Source organism: Arcobacter defluvii, from assembly GCF_013201725.1.
GTDB classification, from domain to species: domain Bacteria; phylum Campylobacterota; class Campylobacteria; order Campylobacterales; family Arcobacteraceae; genus Aliarcobacter; species Aliarcobacter defluvii.
The window spans coordinates 1264056-1280669 of record NZ_CP053835.1; the positions used below are offsets into that span (position 1 = coordinate 1264056).

Below are 16614 nucleotides of genomic sequence, written 5' to 3' on the forward strand. Positions count from 1 at the left end.
GCATTCGCTTGATCTATTTTATAAGTTTGCCATATCCGACCTAGTTCTTTTTTTCTTGGTTTTTACTTACTAATAGTATTAAAGAAAAGTATATTTACTTTATTATAGTCTTTATGTATAGGTTTTACTGCTTGGAGTTTTATATTAGCTGTAACTTGATTTTCTAAAAAATAGTTTTTATACTCATTTATTAAATCTTCTCTCCCAATTAAAATAATTTCACTTGCGTTATGTCCAACTAAAAATATTTTAGATATATCTTCATTTTTAAAAAGATATTTTCCTTGTTTTTCTGCATGAGCTTGAAAAGTCCAATTTTGTTTGTCTAATATTGGGTCTTTTGGAACTTTAAACTCTTTTGTTAATAAAAATTCTTGATTTATAGTTAATGCACTATCTTTTTGCCATTTAACTGGTTGAGCGTTTGGTATTTTGTTTGAACAACCTGTACCTAAAACTACTAAAGTTGTTAAGCTTAGTAATATTTTTTTATTCATTTTTATTTCTCCATTTCTTTATTAATTTGTTGTTGCTATTTAACATTATTTATTCATTAAATATTTTTATAATAATTTCTAAGTTCATTAACTTTTTCTTCTAAAGAAATATCATTTCTATTAAATATTTCATCAACTTTTTCGACATGAACTATCCCTGTTGAAATTATTGATATATTTTCTTTTCCTAAAGTGCTTAAATCTAGAGTTACAATAGCTGCTTCTTTTCCTCTTTTTATCAAAAATGGGTACATGCCTGTATTAAAATTTTTAATTATGTTAAATTCTTCTTCTGTACAAGATAAACCTTCAACATAATCATCTTTATTAGCTTTTTCATTTGGAAAGAAAATATGTGTAGATGTTTGTTCAACTATTGCTCTTGCAATTTTTAATTTTAAAACATCTTCCACAGATTGAGAAGCCATACCTATAAAACCATTTTCTTTTCTAATAGTTTTTAGTTTATTAAAAATTTCTTCTTGAATAAGAAGATTTGCAAACCATTGCCAAAATTCATCTGCAATTAATCCAAACCTTCTACCATCAATTAAATTTGTTACTCTCCATAAAATATAAAAACTTAAAGGAGCTGATACATCAGGGTCATTTAAAAATTCTGTTCCATCTATTCCAAAAATATTAATATCATCAGGAAAATCTAATAAATCATTTTCGTTATCAAATACCCATCCATATTTTGCACCTTTCTTCCATAATGAGAATCTTTGTTTTAAAGAATTTTCATCAGTGTTATCATCCGTTAAGTTTTCTAAGAGTAAAGAAATGCCGTACTTTCTTTTAGATAATGGAATAAAATCCATGATAAAATCAATAGCATTTGCAAGTTCTTTTTCTTCACTTGTTTTTAATACTTCTCCGTTTGCTGTAACAAGAATTTTCATTAATATTTGTAAATTTCTTTTATTGTTTTTAGTATTTTCAATCATAAATGGATTAAATCCTGTTTCAAGTCCATTTTGAATATTGATATATCTTCCTCCAGCACTTAAAATATTCCCTTTAGCACCATAATCTTTATCCAAATAAACTAAAGTCATCTTTTTTAAATTATCAGGAATATTTTTAGGAAAAGTTTCTTTATTTGCAAACTTCAGCAATTGATTATTTAGAAATTGTAACATTGCTGTTTTTCCACCACCACTTTGTCCTAAAACTAAAAAATTACCTAATGTGAACTCGCCAAAATCATTTTTGGATTTTTCAGCATGAATATTGAAATAGTATATTTGTTTTGAAGGAGTTTTTAATATCGTTATCGCATCTCCCCATTGGTTGTTTTTTTTTCTACCTTTTGCAAAATTATGCAAAGCTATTAAACTTGCAAAATTTTCATTTGTTACTGGACTAACACGAGGTCTTAAACCAAAATTGCAAGGTATTTGTGAAAAATAACTAGAAGGAAGTGCTATATCTGCAAGAATAACTTGTAATCCAATATCTTGCAAACAAGTAATTACTTTATTTGTATTAGATTTTGTTTCTTCAATAGTTTCACCAAAAACCGATAAAGAAAAATGGTAGTTACCAAAGCATAAATCACCATTCGTTAATCTATCAAGAGCTATATCAAACTCAGCTTCTTGAGTAATACTATCATCATCAGTTGATTTAAAATGTTTTTTTTGCTTTTTTAATTTTTCTTTTGCTTTATTTCTTTGCATTGGAGTAAAGGATTGTGTAAGGGTATAATTTACATCCAAATACATCAAAATGTCTAAAATCCCTGTAAAAGTTATTGAAGTATAATCTTTTATTTCAATTAGTTGTGCAAATTTTTTAGTTCCATCAATATAATTAAGTTGAACTAAATCATTTGAAAACTGTATATTTTTTAAAGAACCTATAAGATATTCAGAAACAGGTGTATTTAATGCTCTTACTTTTTGAAATTTACCTCCCAATAAATAATTATAAAGTTCTAATTGTGTTGAAAAAGTTTTACCTTCTTTCTCATATATTTTTAATTTTTTAGCAACAAATTTACTTAAATTTGCTTCTAATCTATTAGAATAATCATGAAATTTAGAAATATAATTTAAAAGTTCTTTTCTTGATTTTTCTGGTGAAGAACTTAAAAATTTACTTTTTTCTAGATTATTTAAAAATGGATTATAAATCATTGTTAAATATAAATCTGTTGATTTACTATTACCTTTTGAAAAAGACAGATAATATAAATCATTTATTTCTTGTAAATAAGAATTATCATATTTTGCTTTCAAATCTGTATCTATATCAAACCTTGTAGAATGGAAATAAAAACTTACAGGTTCACTTGAAAACGATTGAAAAACATTTGCTAATAATATTTTTATAAAATCTTGATTCTCATCAGATTCTACCTCAAAACTAATTCCTTGAATCTTCCACGAACTAACCAAATTGAAATCTTTTGTTAATACAATATCTTTTTTTATCAAAGATGAAAAAGGTATGAATTTTTCAAAAGTAGGGTTAGAATCTAATCCTAAAATTGATAATGTTGGAAATCCTACATTTTTATTCATTTTTCTATACTCCATACTTGAATATGATTTTACACCATAATATTTTTTATTTAAGGTAGGTGTTTTAGTTTTAAAAGATTGAAAAAGCAAATTGAACATATAATCATCTTGCATAACAATAAATTTCATGACTAGTATTACAGGTATGACAAAAAACATATATATAATATTAGTCCAAACTGAAACAAGTGCAAAAATTGATATAACTAAGATTAAAGGATAAATTGGAACACCATATAACATAGCAGGTCTAGTCATACCTTTAAATAATATTTCAGGTTGCTTTGCCATAAAATAAACCTTACTTAACTAACAAATGAAGCAAAAACTCCACCAATCGCAGTAGCAGAAGCTAATAAACCAGCTCCAACAATAATTTTTGTCATCTCATCAATTGGACGACCTTTGTGCATAACCTGATAAGATACATAAGCAATTAATACAGTAATAGTAATACCAGCAACTGCAAAAAGTGCTGTTTTTATTGATTCTAATACATTTGTAGCGCCATCTGTACTAATTGATGCTCCCCAAAGTAAATTTGGTAATATCATAAGAGCTAATAACATCATAATTTTTCTTTTCATTCTTTTCCTTTTATTTATTTTTTTAGTGTTTATTAAGTTATTATTTTTAATAATAAAAATTCATCTTCTTTTCTCCTTATAATTGATTTTAATTAACTCTAAAAATTAGAATTAACACAAATCAAAATACGCTTAATTAATTTAAATATCTAATAAGTAGATTAACTACTTATTTTTCTGATAAAATGTAACTCCTACTCCAAATCTAAGATTTTTGCCTTAGTTCCAGTCTTTCAAGTTACTGTTTATGCTTAGGGTGAATCTTGTTTTATACTCCTATCACTTCCACATAGTCGGAGTTTTGTTTTAATTAAAAATTTATAATTAGGTAATCAGGAAGAGTTATTTTTTGAATTATGGGTATTAATTAATTCTTGATAATTTTTTATTGCTTGGTTATAGTTATCTAGTAGTTCTTTATTTTGTTTTGTATAGAAATAAGATGAATGTAAATAGTATTTTATTTTTTCATCTGAAATTATGTATTTTTTAGAAAAATTTTTATCTTTTGATTGATAAGTTGCTAGGAAAATATTATTTGTAAATATTAAATCTTTGAAGTATAAAATATTTTTTTGGTAGAAATTTTCATTTTCATTTTGTTCTAAAGATATAGTTAGTGTTTCAAGAATATCTTTTTGTTCTTTTTTTACCAGAGCTTCATAATATTTATCTACACCATTGAAACTATTATTTGAAATTGATTTAATTATTGATTTTTTATAAGCTTCTTTATTTTCAATAATTCCTTCATCTATTTTATTTTGAACTTTAGAAGTATTCATTATATAAGTTGCAACTTTTTCTATATCTTCAAGAGGAACTTGAGAATTTTCTGTATTAGATGCATTTATCTTATTACTTAAATTTTTTAATCTATTTGCTAGATTATCTTTAGATATATTTCCTTCTTCATTTAATCTTTGTAGTTCTGCAAGTTCTTTAGCTATATTTTCTTTTTCATCTTCTTTATCTTCATATTTGACATCATTAAAGAACTCATCATGCTCTTTTAAATATTGTTCTTTTTTCCATTCTAAATCTAAAGTCATATAAACAATTTGTTTACCTTTTGGTCCTACATATTCCCTTTTTAGAAGTCCAATTTTTTCTAATGATTTTTTTATATTTGCAACAGTTATGATTGCATTTTTCATTTTTTCATTTTTAAATTTTATTTTTTCATCATCTTCTATTTTTTCATATTTTTCATAAGCTTTTGAACCTTTTTCAAAATTTCCGAATCCACAATAAAATGCAATTACTCTATTAGAAGGAAATGAATTTGATTGTCTATCTTTTATATCTGCATGAGATAAGATAGCAGCTACAACTTTTAGTTGTCCTTCATTTAAATATCTAAAGAACCAAGGCTCAATTTGTATAGGTCTAGTTTTAGGTTTTATAATTTTTAATTTATTCATTTTTTTATGTTTCTTTCCCAATTCACAAAATCAAGTGTCATATCCTTTTTTAAGAGACCAATATCCTCTAGTGATTTTTTTATGTTTGAGACAATTTTAATATCATTGAATCCACCAAAAAAAGCGATACTTTTATCTGATAAAGGAAAAGAAGATTTTTGTTGATTAGAAGCTAATATCGCTCCTATAACTTTTAGTTGTTCTTCATTTAAATATCTAATAAAGTTTTTATCTATTAAAATAGGTTCTATATGAGAAAAACTATGTTTATTTTCCATTAGCTTATAGCCTTTACTTTTTCACTATATAAATAATTTGTTACTTCATCGGGGTCAAAAATTATTATTTTTCGTCCACCTTTTTCATTAAAGCTACCTGTTAGTTGAATAAATGGAAGTTGTCTAGCTCTTCTTCTCTCATCTATCGTTCTTTCAGAAAGTCCAGTAAGTTTTGAAAGAGTTTTTTTATCACAAGTTATAGGTTTCATTTTGTCAGCTAGAAGGAAAAAATGTAAAATTAAATTTATTGGATTTTCATCTTCTTTTTGTTTTTTTAGTTCTTCTACAAAAGTTTTAGTCAGCTTACTCGTTGAATATCTAATAATTATTTGATTAATGAGAGTTTCTTCAATTTTTAAATTTTTAAGCATATTTTCTAAGCTATTATTTGTCTCATATAGTTTCATTTTTAATTACCTGATTTTTTCTTTTCATTTGTAGAAGATAAAGTTTTAATAAACTTTGAAACTATTTCTAGGTCATATCTATATACTCTTCCAATTTTGGTGTAAGGCATATTTTTTGTTTTTCTTAATTGTTCTACTTCATAGACAGATAAATTAAGTCTTACAGCTAATTCTTCTTTAGTGAGTAGATTTTCATTCATTTTTATCCTTTTTTATTATTTTTATGAAATAAACCTACACCTATAAAAGAGTATGAAAATCCACTTTTTAATGGATTTTTAGGTATCCTTAAAGGCTAAAATGTAAATAAATGTAAGTTTATTAACTTATTGAATAATTATATTCAAAACAATAATAAATGTCAATAGGATTATTAATATAATGAGTATAAATAATAACTTTCTTAATATTAGGAAGATTTTGGGATTAAATCAAACTGAATTTGCTGAAAAATTGGAAACTTCACAAAATTTAATCTCAAAATATGAAAAAGGTCAAGTTGAATTGCCATTTAAGATTATTAATAATTTGAATAAAGTATTCAATATAAATATAAATTGGCTATTGACAAATACAGGTAATATGTTTAGAACTAATGAAACGCCTAAAAAAGATATAAATGATACTTCTAATTTATTAGTTGAAAATAAATCTTTATTTAAAGATGAATTACTTAATGATATACAGAAACTTTCTCAAAAACGACAAGAATATTATTATCATAGAATAAAAGCTGATTTAATTGAAGATGAGTTGAAAAGCGATTAATATAAATAAAAATTGCTTTGAAGGATTAATCATTTTAGAAAAAACATGATATAATTCTTCCATGAAACAAAGGTTTCCTTTTTTCAGGAGTGATGACCTGAATAGAGAGAATCATAGAAAGGTAGAGCTTTATAGCTTTACCTTTTTTTTTGCTGGGTGGTTTGGTAAGAATGTAAATTCTGGGGAAAGTGGGATTCTCTCAAAAGGAGTACCTTTGTTTCAAAAATTAGTAATACTACTTTTGATATGCTTAATATTTGCTATTAAGTTATATTGATAAAAGGGGGACTTCATCACTCCCCTGGTATTACTTCAAAGTATCAAAAACTTTTTTAATTCCTTGTGCTGCAACTTTTTGTTGAACTTTTGCATATCTTCTTGTGGGTCTAGTAGAACTATGTCCTAATATAGCTGCTACAACTTCCATACTATTATCTGTGTTATTTAAAGATATTTCTCCAATTAAATGTCTTAAATCATGTATTCTCATACTTTTATTAATATTTGCTTCTTTAAGTATTCTATCCCAAGCCCATCTAAGATTTTTTATTTTTTCCCCTGTTACTAAAGATTTAAATACATATCCATCTTTATCTTCTATATTTATAAAGATATTATAGAGCTCATCAGTCATTTCATAACTCATATTCTTTTTTGCTTTGTTTATTTCATATTTAATAGTATAAGTTCTTTTTTCAAAATCTATCATATCCCAAGTTAAATTTAAAACTTCTCCAGTTCTTCTTCCATGTAATAAAAAAGTAAATATGTCTTTATATAAAGGTTCTTTAAAATTTATTATTGTATTGAATAATCTTTTTGATTCTACAAAATCTAAAGGATATTCTCTTGTATTATCGTATTTTGGTTTATCTACAAGTATTACAGGATTATTTGTTGTAATTTTATATTTAATCGCAAATTTGAAAAGAGCTGATAAATCTGCAAGATAGTTATCAACACTTTTAGGAGATTTTGTCTTTAATAGTTCATTTGCAAATAGTTGTATATTATATGTTTGAATAGAATTTATTTTTAGGTTTTCAAATCTTGATTTAAAATGACAATTGTAAGTGCTTTTTTTACTTGTTAAAGTTTTTTTAGATACAGATTTTGAATCTATTATATGATTAAAATATAATTCCCATAATTGTTTAAAAGTTAAATCTTTTTTTATATATGTATTATTTTCAATCTCACTTTTCATCTCTTCTTTTTTCAAAAAAGCAATTTTTGCATTTGTTTTAAATTCATCATTTTCATAACCAATGATTTTTCTATATTTCTTTTTATTGATTGTAAATGTTGCTAAAAATACTTTACCTTTTTGACTATCACTATAGTAACTTATTCCAGGATAATTAGTCTTTGTTGTTTTTGGTATTGCCAAAGGTGTCCTTTTAGGTGTCTTTTTTAAATGTAAATTAATGTAAATTTATAAGTTGTATATTATAGTATATGAACTTATGAATACTATAAAATAGGCTTTTTTAGTAAGAATTGGAAGTTTATGTAAATATAAGACATAAAGATTTCCTCCAGAACACGCATGTTCGAATCATGCTGGGGTCGCCATTGATTTAAAGGGCTTTCTAAAGCTTTTTAAGTTTTCTTTTTAACATCTTTTCTACCCTATTTATACCCTTACATAATAAAACCATATTATTAATACTATATAAATTTAAAAAATTAATTTATTTTTTTAAGTAAGTAATTTTAAATACTACTATATATCGAATTATTTATAGTAATTTACTTTTATTCATATCATATCAAATACTTTTTTTATTAAAAATCTTTTTATTTACAATGCCCATAAAATCCTATATACTAGCTCTATAAATATTTAGAGCTTGGCAAGCTACATATTTGCTTGGTAGATTTATCGCTCGGTAAATTTGCTAAGCTCTAAGTATTTTAATTAGATATGTAACTTGCCAAATCTACATTCTAATTTTAAATACAAATCTTAAAATAAATTCAAATGTTAAATATAAAAGTATGAAAACCACTTAATTGTTGGAGAATATTTTTATGTCTAAAAAAAGGAGGTACTCTAGCAATTCTTAACATGTTAGTTTGGCGACTACAAGAATTGCTAAAAAAGTAATTTTATTCTATCAAATATCTAAATAAATTTCAAGCTTTTAATCCAAAAATTTTACAAAAAAAATCAACTTAAGTGTTGAGGATAAAGTATTGTCTGAAAACTATTTAAGCGGTAGAGTGTAAGGACTGCACTGTAAGACGAAAACCTTGCGATAAAATTAAATACTTGCATAAGGTGAGAATGAACTCACCGAAAACAATCATAGCCAAATAAGAGACCAAATCAGCACCGTGTGAGGATGGAATGAGGTACGATTCACGGTGGAGATGCCCGCTCATCTGCGAAAGCAGTAGCAAGAACACTCCTATATATTTACTAGTTAAGATGTAAAACAGAGGTTTTTAAATTAGAGATAAGCTCTAATACTGGATTAATTAAATAGATAGGTTACTAGATAAGGGGAGCCGTCTAGTGTAATTGTGTTGTAGATTAAGAGTTGAACAATAATCTACTAAAAGTCGAAACGAAAGTCCTGCAAAAGCCGTGTCATTTGCATAATTTTGACTAACTTGTCCTGAACTATTTTGTTAAATCCAAAGTAGTCCAAGGGCAAGTTGTCTTCACTCTTGAGCCATTCCCTACCATATCATTTGATATAGCCAAAGGCAAACGGGAAGATTAAATTAGGAGAGTGGAGACAACTGAGACAAAAAAGGTGGTTTAATTTAGGTATTAAAATTAAATACTTTATCTTCTAAATTAATTTTTAATTCTTCTGAATAATTATTTTTTCTATTATAGTCATTATTTAAATATTCTTGAATTTGAAATTTATGTATTTCTTCAAAATCTTTTTCCATACATTTATTTAATTTATTAAATTCAATTAGATTGTGCTGATTTAAGATATTCATCGCATTAATTCTTGAGTTAATCAAATTTGAGAATTCTTTATCTAATGTAGCAAAAATAATATAAGATTCTTTATTGTCATTTTTTACATCTGATTTTTTATCTAAATAAAGTAGTTCTGCTATTCTCAAATGGAAAATATCCCAAGAGGCATTTATCAATTCACGTTTTATATCTTCTTTTTTTAATTCCCCACGTTTAATTTTATTGTATTGTTTGATTATTTTTTTAAAATTTGACTCTGATTTTTCACAAAAAATATCGCACGCAATAATTAATTCATATGATGATAAACATTTTAATTCATTATTCATAAAAAGAATAAAAGATTTAACTTTTTCTATGAATGTAATTTCTTTTCTATCAATATCAATAATTTTTAAAAATAAAACATAAGTTATATTCAGATAATCATTTGAAAAATTTTTAAAAGATTCAATTTTTTTTTGGTCTTCGTATATTGATTTACTTTTAAAGGAAAGATAACCGTCATAACCATCATTTATATATTTATTAAAAGTATTTTCTATATCTGAAAATCTTTCATAGTTATAAGACATATTCATCTTATCAAAAGAATATTCTAAAGAAGCTCCCATCCCTATTAAATCTAAATCTTTAATTTTTTTTATTCTATTAAATTCATTTAATATATCTGTTAGAGATGGATTATTATAATAATCTTGAAATCTTGAAATCACATTTGTATCTAAATATGCACTACAAGCATATCTCTTTGATTCATTTTTTACTATTACTTTTAATTGTTCTAGTGTATTGATTTTTTTACCAGTTTGTAAATCAAAAAGATAAAGTTTTTTAAATTCTTTCATTTTTAACCTTAGTTAAAAGATATTCTTCAAAAAGGTCTTTTATAAGTAATGCTTTTTCACGATAATGGATATTATATGTTATGGTAGGTTCTAGGTATTTTTTATATATTAGTATATTGTATCCAATCATATAATTTTTTTCAACTTCAATTTTTCTAATCTCTTCAAAATTTATAATTATTGAAGTTTCTTTTTCTTTTATTATTTCAACTTTTTTTTTGTCAATTAAAATATAATTTTTATAGTCAATTTTTTTAAATGTACTCTTGAAACTTGCTTTTAACATCTGATAATAATTAAATGAAAATAATACTATTCCTAAAATTATATAAAAAGATAAAAGTACTTGAAGAAATTTAAATAAATTAAGATTTTCTATAGAAATTGATATTAAAACAGTAAATATAATTAATGGTAAAAAAGCTGTAAATAAAATATCTTTAATTTGCTCATTTTTTAGCAATTCAAAAATATAAATTTTATAAGGCTCTTTTAGTTCTATTTTTACACTAGGATTAGAAATAGAGTAGTAATTGTTTTGAGTCCCAATTTGTTGAGAGTTTGCACCAGTTTGAGTGTAAGTATTTGATTTATTTTCTGACATTTATTTTACAAATTTACAAAGTTGGTAATATAGAAATTAATTTTGTTAATTCTTCTTTTAATTTATCTTTTTTATCCAAAGCATTTGAAACAGATAATAAAGCATCAAAAAGAGGTTGTAATTCATCTTCTTTTTTTATATTAGTATGATTATTAAGTGCATCTATATTTGGATGAACTACCATACCTGCACCAGCATTATGTTGTGTATTAACTTGTTGGGAATTTGCACCAGTCTGAGAAAAATTTACACTATTTCCTGAAAATATATATTCTAAAGCTTCAGGGTCTTTATTTGCTACTGTGTCTGTTAATGCACCTATTGCATTTCTAGTTTTCCAGTTTGAAACAACTCCTTGAGTAATTTCAAATTTGTTTGCTAATTGTGCTGCATTTGACAAAGAATAATATTTAATTAAGTTAATAATAGCTTTTTCTGTTATATTCATTTTTAAACCTTATATATACAATATTAATACAATATGTATTAAATATTAAAATTTTAATTAAAATAACTTGACAATAGTTTTCAAATAGAATATAATTCTATTAGTATTTAAAAGTTTAGTTTTAATATTAATAGTATTATACATACTTAAGGCTCTTTAACAACTTAATTGTCATTAAATTTTGCGATGAGACTGAAATAGCTCATCGGAACAATTAATAAAATCTAACTGAAAGGATTAAAAATGAATATTGAAGAAGAAATTGAAAAATATGAAAAAGAGATAAAAGCTTTGGGATTAACCAAAGGTTTAAATCTTAACTCAAAACAAACAGCCCAAGTTGTAGGAATATCACCAAGTACAATCGAGAAGTGGAGAAAAGAAGGAATAGGAATAGACCATATAATTGCAGGTGGTAGAGTAATGTATCCTATAAGAGCAATTGCAAGATTCCAAGTTTTGAGTCAAATTAAGACTGCTTAGGGAGTTAAAATGTGAAGAATATGCTTAAAACTCGTAAGGAACAAATAGTTAATAATGTAGGTGGAGAGGATGAACTTAAAAAGCTTCAAAAAGTTAAGTTACTTAAGTTAATGGAGCTTGAAATTCAACAGATGCTTGAATTTTGGAGTTTAGGTCAAGTTTTAAAAATTTTAAATAGTGAATTAGGATTTAAAATATCAAAAACGGTTTTTTATGAATTTTGTGCAAAAAATCTTAAAAAAGACAAAAAATCAGATGTAGGTGTATCTCAAAAGAGAGATATAAAAAAAGATGAAAAATCTATCAATAATATTGATGATTTAACCAATTCAGCTGTAGATTTTGTGACAAAAAATCTGCCTAAAAAATAAAGGATTAAAAAATGTTAATAACTAAAAAAGATGCGGTAAAAATTCTTAATGTATCAGCTACTAAATTGTATCAGCTGGTAAAAGAAGGCAAGTTAGAGACATATTCTCCCGATTTTCCTGTTAACTCAAATAAAGTTTGTTTTAAGAAAAGTGATTTAGAAAGATTTCTTTTCAGAAGATAAAAAATAAATGAAAAATTTTAAAAATACAAAGGATTTATAATGGCAAAAAAGAATATGACAGTAGTATACAAAAATGTTTATGTTGTAGTTTCAACAAAAGGTGGAGAGGGTAAAACTTTCCTCTCTTTGCAAGTTTTACCTATTTTATTTTTAAATAAAAATATAAATATTTTTGAAGTTGATAACAATAATAATTCAAAAAAAATGATTAAAAATTCTCAAAAAATAAGTTTTAAATCATTTAAAATTGATGATGGTTTAGATGCAATCGATGAGATAGAGTTTAATAATATGTTATCACAAGATGATAGTGTAAATATTATAGATGCTGGTGGAGGAGATGATACTATAAAACTTTTAAAAATTTTAGAAGAAAAAGAACTATTTGGACTTACTTATATTGTTCCTCTATCTAACAGTATATCAAATGTAGATAATGCACTTCAAACTATAGATTCTATTTTATCTTTTGATAAAGATGCAAAAATAAATTTAGTTTTAAATAAATGTCCATCTTTTGATTTTGAAGATATTAAATATAAGTTTAAATCATTCTTTGGAAATGAATCTTTTGGATTAGCGTCAAGATATGAGGAGTTCAAGGATAAAATTCAAAATTTAAATTATGTAACTGAGACAGATTTGCCTGATATTATTAGTTCAAAACATCAATATTCTTTAATTGATGCTTATTTAAAAGCAAAAATTATAATGGAAAATTTCGATGAAGTTAAAGCTGAATGGGCAAAAAAAGGGAAAGATGAATTCTTAAAAGCAAAAAAATTAAATCGAATTAACGAGGAGATTTATGAGTATTGTCAAACATTAATTCAGAATTTTAAATTAGATTAGGAGTTTAAAATGGAAAATAATAAATCAAAAGGTATATTAGTAAGTGACACTCAATTGGTGGATATTTTAGACAAATATGAGTTTTTAATGCTTCATTTAAATACCCAAATTACACCAACAATAAATAAAATGATACAACTTCAAAAAGAGGTGCAAAATTTAGATGTAATTTTAAATAAAACAAAAGAAATTGAAAATGCTTTAAATCAAATAAATTTAAAAATTGAAAATTCTACAAATCAAATTTTAAGTGAAAAAATTGATGAAGCTGTAAAAATTAATATTGATGAAAAATCAAAAATTTTAGATGAAATTATTCAAAAACAAAATCAAAAAATTTATAAAAAAGAGTTATTAGTAATTGCTACAAGTTTTCTATTTTTAGGTATTTTAATTGGATGTTTCCTATGAAAAAACAAAATAAATCAAAAAGAATTGAAGTACGTGTAACAGATGATTTTTTTAAAGATTTAGAGTTAAAAATTCAAGATAGTGGTTTAAAAAAAGCAGAATACTTTAGATATATATTATCTCAAGGTAAAGTTGTTGTAAAAAAAGATTATAACAGTCTAGCGACACAAGTACGAAAAGTCGGAATTAATTTAAATGAGGTTGCATTTGTACTTAATGTTGCAAATTTAAAAAATGCTTTAAATATTTATGATTATCAGGCTTTGCTGGTGGAGTTAAAACTGATTCAAAATCAATTAAATAAAATTGGAGCTTAAGATGATAGTTCGTATAAGACGTGCTAAATCAGGATTATCAAAATATCTTCGAGATGGGAAAAAAGCTGATTCAAATTATTCAAGAAATGAAAAAGATATAGTTACTCCAATTTGGGGTAACCTTGATGATTTTGAGAGAGCTGAAAATTATTGTGCCCAAAATAAAAATTGGGCTGAGAATTATTTACATATTACTTTTGCTTTTAGTGATAATGATTATCAAAAAATAGAATCTCTACCAACAAAAGATGAACAAAATGTACTAATGCAAGAGTTAGTTCAAGATTATATAAAACATCATTTTAGTGGTTATGACATTGATAATGAAATTATATCTTATGCAGAGCTCCATTACCCAAAGCTTAAGTACGACGAACAAGGCAATAAGAGATATCCACATATTCATCTAGGGGTATCCTTTTTAAATCCATTAAGTGATACTAAACTTCGTAATTTGTTTGCAACTAACAGCTTCTATGATGAAGTAATGGTACGTAAAAGTAACTACAAATTTGGGTTTGAACAAATAAAAAAAAGAGACTTTAGGATTAAAAATTTTGATTCACAAGTGGGACGAGATAGGAGAGAATGGACTGAGCTTTTAGATGAACTAAATGATAGACAAGAGCTTATTCATTTCTTGGAAAACCAACTGAATTTTAAAGAAAATGTAGATTTTAGAGTTGTTAATACAAAAAACAATAACTATATTAAGTTAATTGGAAAAAGTTTTAAAACAGATAAAAGCGGTAAAAAAATAATCCAAGATATAAATATACAAGGGCGAGGTTTCGAAAGATTTGTTGATGCAACTTCAAATGAAAAAAATCATAAAAAACTTGAAGACATGACACAAGAAGAGTTAGAAAAAATTCTAAATGAAGTTTATGAAAAAAGAGTTGAAGAAATTGGAAAAAGAAGAAGTAAAAAAGCTACAGAAGATTTAAAAAAAATTTATGAAAATGATGAGCAATTAAAAAAATCTTTTGAAAAAAAATATTCAAAAAAAGCTGATTATAATTCTTTCAAATCTTTAACTTTTCAACAAAAAATATTCTACAAGCATTATGGTGTAAATATTGAGGATTCACTCCGTGGTTATTATGTAAAAACTGATGAAACAGGTGTAGATAATACAACTTTCATTAATCACTCAAAAGGTGTAAAAGTTGAAGATAAAGGGGATAAAATACTCTCTTATTCTAATGCAAATTCAATTGAAGATGAAGTTAGATTAATGGTTAATATAGCCCTTGCAAAAGGATGGGATTTATTAAATATTCAAGTTGATGGAACACCTGAATTTATAAAAGAGGCTAAAAAACAGATTCTTAAAAAAGTTGAAGAGCAAAATCAAGTTCAGGTTAAAAAGCAAGAGAAAAAAGAGCTAAAAAAAGTTGATAAACCAACTAGACCAGTATCTCAATTAGATAATTACATCATTGCAAATTCTTCAAAAATCCTTGAAGTAGAAAAAGTACATGATATTCAATTTCTAAAAGAAAATTTAAAAGCTCAAGTAGTGTTAGATTTTGCTTCTAAAAAATATAACATTAACTTAGATGAGTTTGAAGTAGGGGATGGAAATAAAATTAATAATAAAACTAATCGACAAAAGCCTAGAAGTATTGTCGATTTCCTCACAAAAGAGATAGGTATAAACATAAAAGAAGCAACAGAGATTTGTAATGATTTAATGGCTAAACAGCCTAAAAAAGTAGTTGATGTAGTTAAAGGTGAAGAAAAGTTAAAAGAATTAGTGCAACAACATCAAGAGCTTCAAAACAAAGATTCTAAACATAAACAAATTGAAATTAATCAAGAAGAGGAGGTTAATCATCATTCAAAAAATAGAAATAAAAAAAGATAGATATATTAGATTAACTCTCTTTTTTATCACGATGTTTTTTATTGTATTGGTCAATAAATTTACGAAGCTCCTTGTTGGTATCAGAGTTTTCTCTTTTGCAAAGTTTGATAAATTCATCCCAAGCATCTTGATAAACATTGAATGTTTTTTTAATGTATTTTTTTTCTTCCAAATCAGTCCTTTTTTTGATTATAAATATTATAACAAAATTATAATAAATCAAAAAATGAATCAATTTAATTTAAATAAAAAGGTTTAAAAATGATGAAATTAAGTAAAAAATTTGTTTTAGCTTTAGGTCTTGTTTTAGTAGTAAATAGTTTGTTTGCAATAGAGATTGAAAATCTAAATAATAATAGCAATATTGAACCAACTAAGCTAATTCAAAAATGCACAATTGAAAATGAATCAACTGATTATAAAAAAGCTTTTATTGAAAAATATGAAGTATATTTTACAACTCCTTATCCTATGTATTTTGATAAGGGATTTGTATTAAATGATAAAGTGTATATTTTTGATAAAGAGGTAAAGAATCCAATTAATAAAGTTGATTATATGTTTTGCAATACTATAGAAAGTAAAAATAGTATCAAATTATCTAAAGAGCTTACTAACTTAATGTTTGAATATTATAGCTTAAATAAACAAGTAGTTGAGCTTCCAAAATATTTAATAAAGTATGAAAAAAATCCATTTGTAGTTAAAAATGTTGATAAAAAATCATTAACAGAATTAAATCAGTTAATTGCAGAAGCTATTAGAGCTTATAGATAAAAAAGGAATTAT

General features: G+C 24.7%; 21 protein-coding genes. 9 read left to right on the forward strand and 12 right to left on the reverse strand.

Annotated features, from left to right (window positions below; genetic code table 11):
- Window positions 1–62: 62 nt before the first annotated feature.
- The 7 genes from ADFLV_RS06365 to ADFLV_RS06395 form a co-directional block, all read right to left on the reverse strand.
- Complete coding sequence (locus tag ADFLV_RS06365) at window positions 63–497, reverse strand: cag pathogenicity island Cag12 family protein (protein WP_129012106.1); 435 nt, start codon at window positions 495–497, stop codon at window positions 63–65.
- 56 nt (window positions 498–553) lie between these two features.
- A complete protein-coding gene (locus tag ADFLV_RS06370; protein ID WP_129012105.1) occupies window positions 554–3319 on the reverse strand; it encodes a VirB4 family type IV secretion/conjugal transfer ATPase in 2766 nt (921 codons plus the stop codon).
- A 14-nt stretch (window positions 3320–3333) separates the two neighbouring features.
- Complete coding sequence (locus tag ADFLV_RS06375) at window positions 3334–3675, reverse strand: TrbC/VirB2 family protein (protein WP_346726236.1); 342 nt, start codon at window positions 3673–3675, stop codon at window positions 3334–3336.
- A gap of 272 nt (window positions 3676–3947) precedes the next feature.
- On the reverse strand, window positions 3948–5039 hold the full coding sequence (locus ADFLV_RS06380; protein ID WP_129012103.1) for a hypothetical protein: 1092 nt from the start codon (window positions 5037–5039) through the stop codon (window positions 3948–3950).
- Window positions 5036–5317 carry a hypothetical protein gene (locus tag ADFLV_RS06385; protein ID WP_129012102.1) on the reverse strand — a complete coding sequence of 94 codons (282 nt, stop codon included), beginning with the start codon at window positions 5315–5317 and terminating at the stop codon, window positions 5036–5038. The genes ADFLV_RS06380 and ADFLV_RS06385 overlap by 4 nt, the downstream gene beginning before the upstream one ends.
- Window positions 5317–5724, reverse strand: coding sequence for a hypothetical protein (locus ADFLV_RS06390; protein WP_129012101.1), 408 nt, complete (start codon window positions 5722–5724; stop codon window positions 5317–5319). Before ADFLV_RS06390 ends, ADFLV_RS06385 begins: the two co-directional genes overlap by 1 nt.
- A 2-nt stretch (window positions 5725–5726) precedes the next feature.
- Complete coding sequence (locus ADFLV_RS06395; RefSeq protein ID WP_129012100.1) at window positions 5727–5924, reverse strand: helix-turn-helix domain-containing protein; 198 nt, start codon at window positions 5922–5924, stop codon at window positions 5727–5729.
- A gap of 181 nt (window positions 5925–6105) precedes the next feature.
- Here ADFLV_RS06395 and ADFLV_RS06400 point away from each other — a divergent pair, with 181 nt between their 5' ends.
- On the forward strand, window positions 6106–6492 hold the full coding sequence (locus ADFLV_RS06400) for a helix-turn-helix domain-containing protein (protein WP_129012099.1): 387 nt from the start codon (window positions 6106–6108) through the stop codon (window positions 6490–6492).
- 307 nt (window positions 6493–6799) lie between these two features.
- On the opposite strand, the gene ADFLV_RS06405 is transcribed toward ADFLV_RS06400, so the two are convergent.
- The 4 genes from ADFLV_RS06405 to ADFLV_RS06420 all read right to left on the reverse strand — a co-directional run bounded on the left by ADFLV_RS06405 (window position 6800) and on the right by ADFLV_RS06420 (window position 11339).
- Window positions 6800–7882: a tyrosine-type recombinase/integrase gene (locus ADFLV_RS06405; RefSeq protein ID WP_129012098.1), complete on the reverse strand. Its 1083-nt coding sequence runs from the start codon at window positions 7880–7882 to the stop codon at window positions 6800–6802.
- 1385 nt (window positions 7883–9267) lie between these two features.
- Window positions 9268–10287 (reverse strand): hypothetical protein, encoded by a 1020-nt coding sequence (locus ADFLV_RS06410; protein ID WP_129012097.1) that lies wholly within the window; start codon window positions 10285–10287, stop codon window positions 9268–9270.
- Window positions 10274–10891, reverse strand: a complete 618-nt coding sequence (locus ADFLV_RS06415; RefSeq protein ID WP_129012096.1) for a hypothetical protein — start codon at window positions 10889–10891, stop codon at window positions 10274–10276. The genes ADFLV_RS06410 and ADFLV_RS06415 overlap by 14 nt, the downstream gene beginning before the upstream one ends.
- Window positions 10892–10904: 13 nt before the next feature.
- Window positions 10905–11339 carry a hypothetical protein gene (locus ADFLV_RS06420; protein ID WP_129012095.1) on the reverse strand — a complete coding sequence of 145 codons (435 nt, stop codon included), beginning with the start codon at window positions 11337–11339 and terminating at the stop codon, window positions 10905–10907.
- Window positions 11340–11582: 243 nt separating this feature from the next.
- On the opposite strand from ADFLV_RS06420, the gene ADFLV_RS06425 reads away from it, so the two are divergent.
- Genes ADFLV_RS06425 through ADFLV_RS06455 form a run of 7 tightly spaced genes read left to right on the forward strand, consistent with a single transcriptional unit; the run spans window position 11583 to window position 15825 of the window.
- Window positions 11583–11822 (forward strand): helix-turn-helix domain-containing protein, encoded by a 240-nt coding sequence (locus tag ADFLV_RS06425; protein ID WP_129012094.1) that lies wholly within the window; start codon window positions 11583–11585, stop codon window positions 11820–11822.
- A gap of 11 nt (window positions 11823–11833) precedes the next feature.
- On the forward strand, window positions 11834–12193 hold the full coding sequence (locus ADFLV_RS06430; RefSeq protein WP_129012093.1) for a hypothetical protein: 360 nt from the start codon (window positions 11834–11836) through the stop codon (window positions 12191–12193).
- 11 nt (window positions 12194–12204) lie between these two features.
- On the forward strand, window positions 12205–12375 hold the full coding sequence (locus ADFLV_RS06435; RefSeq protein WP_129012092.1) for a helix-turn-helix domain-containing protein: 171 nt from the start codon (window positions 12205–12207) through the stop codon (window positions 12373–12375).
- Between the two features lie 39 nt (window positions 12376–12414).
- Window positions 12415–13227, forward strand: coding sequence for a hypothetical protein (locus ADFLV_RS06440; protein WP_129012091.1), 813 nt, complete (start codon window positions 12415–12417; stop codon window positions 13225–13227).
- Between the two features lie 9 nt (window positions 13228–13236).
- Window positions 13237–13638, forward strand: a complete 402-nt coding sequence (locus tag ADFLV_RS06445) for a hypothetical protein (protein ID WP_129012090.1) — start codon at window positions 13237–13239, stop codon at window positions 13636–13638.
- A complete protein-coding gene (locus ADFLV_RS06450; RefSeq protein WP_129012089.1) occupies window positions 13635–13955 on the forward strand; it encodes a plasmid mobilization protein in 321 nt (106 codons plus the stop codon). The genes ADFLV_RS06445 and ADFLV_RS06450 overlap by 4 nt, the downstream gene beginning before the upstream one ends.
- Before the next feature lies 1 nt (window position 13956).
- Entirely contained in the window at window positions 13957–15825 is a 1869-nt protein-coding gene (locus ADFLV_RS06455; protein WP_129012088.1) for a hypothetical protein, read from the forward strand.
- A 10-nt stretch (window positions 15826–15835) separates the two neighbouring features.
- Here ADFLV_RS06455 and ADFLV_RS06460 read toward each other — a convergent pair whose 3' ends face one another.
- Window positions 15836–15997 carry a hypothetical protein gene (locus ADFLV_RS06460; protein WP_164968546.1) on the reverse strand — a complete coding sequence of 54 codons (162 nt, stop codon included), beginning with the start codon at window positions 15995–15997 and terminating at the stop codon, window positions 15836–15838.
- Between the two features lie 89 nt (window positions 15998–16086).
- On the opposite strand from ADFLV_RS06460, the gene ADFLV_RS06465 reads away from it, so the two are divergent.
- On the forward strand, window positions 16087–16602 hold the full coding sequence (locus ADFLV_RS06465) for a hypothetical protein (protein WP_129012087.1): 516 nt from the start codon (window positions 16087–16089) through the stop codon (window positions 16600–16602).
- The last annotated feature ends 12 nt before the right edge of the window (window positions 16603–16614 follow it).

Excerpts from the sequence above, each read along its gene's own strand:
- ADFLV_RS06415 (WP_129012096.1), bottom strand. The coding sequence starts at position 10,891 with ATGTCAGAAAATAAATCAAATACTTACACTCAAACTGGTGCAAACTCT.
- ADFLV_RS06450 (WP_129012089.1), top strand. The coding sequence starts at position 13,635 with ATGAAAAAACAAAATAAATCAAAAAGAATTGAAGTACGTGTAACAGAT.
- ADFLV_RS06465 (WP_129012087.1), top strand. The coding sequence starts at position 16,087 with ATGATGAAATTAAGTAAAAAATTTGTTTTAGCTTTAGGTCTTGTTTTA.
- ADFLV_RS06385 (WP_129012102.1), bottom strand. The coding sequence starts at position 5,317 with ATGGAAAATAAACATAGTTTTTCTCATATAGAACCTATTTTAATAGAT.
- ADFLV_RS06445 (WP_129012090.1), top strand. The coding sequence starts at position 13,237 with ATGGAAAATAATAAATCAAAAGGTATATTAGTAAGTGACACTCAATTG.
- ADFLV_RS06410 (WP_129012097.1), bottom strand. The coding sequence starts at position 10,287 with ATGAAAGAATTTAAAAAACTTTATCTTTTTGATTTACAAACTGGTAAA.
- ADFLV_RS06380 (WP_129012103.1), bottom strand. The coding sequence starts at position 5,039 with ATGAATAAATTAAAAATTATAAAACCTAAAACTAGACCTATACAAATT.
- ADFLV_RS06400 (WP_129012099.1), top strand. The coding sequence starts at position 6,106 with ATGAGTATAAATAATAACTTTCTTAATATTAGGAAGATTTTGGGATTA.
- ADFLV_RS06370 (WP_129012105.1), bottom strand. The coding sequence starts at position 3,319 with ATGGCAAAGCAACCTGAAATATTATTTAAAGGTATGACTAGACCTGCT.
- ADFLV_RS06455 (WP_129012088.1), top strand. The coding sequence starts at position 13,957 with ATGATAGTTCGTATAAGACGTGCTAAATCAGGATTATCAAAATATCTT.
- ADFLV_RS06365 (WP_129012106.1), bottom strand. The coding sequence starts at position 497 with ATGAATAAAAAAATATTACTAAGCTTAACAACTTTAGTAGTTTTAGGT.
- ADFLV_RS06395 (WP_129012100.1), bottom strand. The coding sequence starts at position 5,924 with ATGAATGAAAATCTACTCACTAAAGAAGAATTAGCTGTAAGACTTAAT.
- ADFLV_RS06425 (WP_129012094.1), top strand. The coding sequence starts at position 11,583 with ATGAATATTGAAGAAGAAATTGAAAAATATGAAAAAGAGATAAAAGCT.
- ADFLV_RS06390 (WP_129012101.1), bottom strand. The coding sequence starts at position 5,724 with ATGAAACTATATGAGACAAATAATAGCTTAGAAAATATGCTTAAAAAT.
- ADFLV_RS06440 (WP_129012091.1), top strand. The coding sequence starts at position 12,415 with ATGGCAAAAAAGAATATGACAGTAGTATACAAAAATGTTTATGTTGTA.
- ADFLV_RS06420 (WP_129012095.1), bottom strand. The coding sequence starts at position 11,339 with ATGAATATAACAGAAAAAGCTATTATTAACTTAATTAAATATTATTCT.
- ADFLV_RS06435 (WP_129012092.1), top strand. The coding sequence starts at position 12,205 with ATGTTAATAACTAAAAAAGATGCGGTAAAAATTCTTAATGTATCAGCT.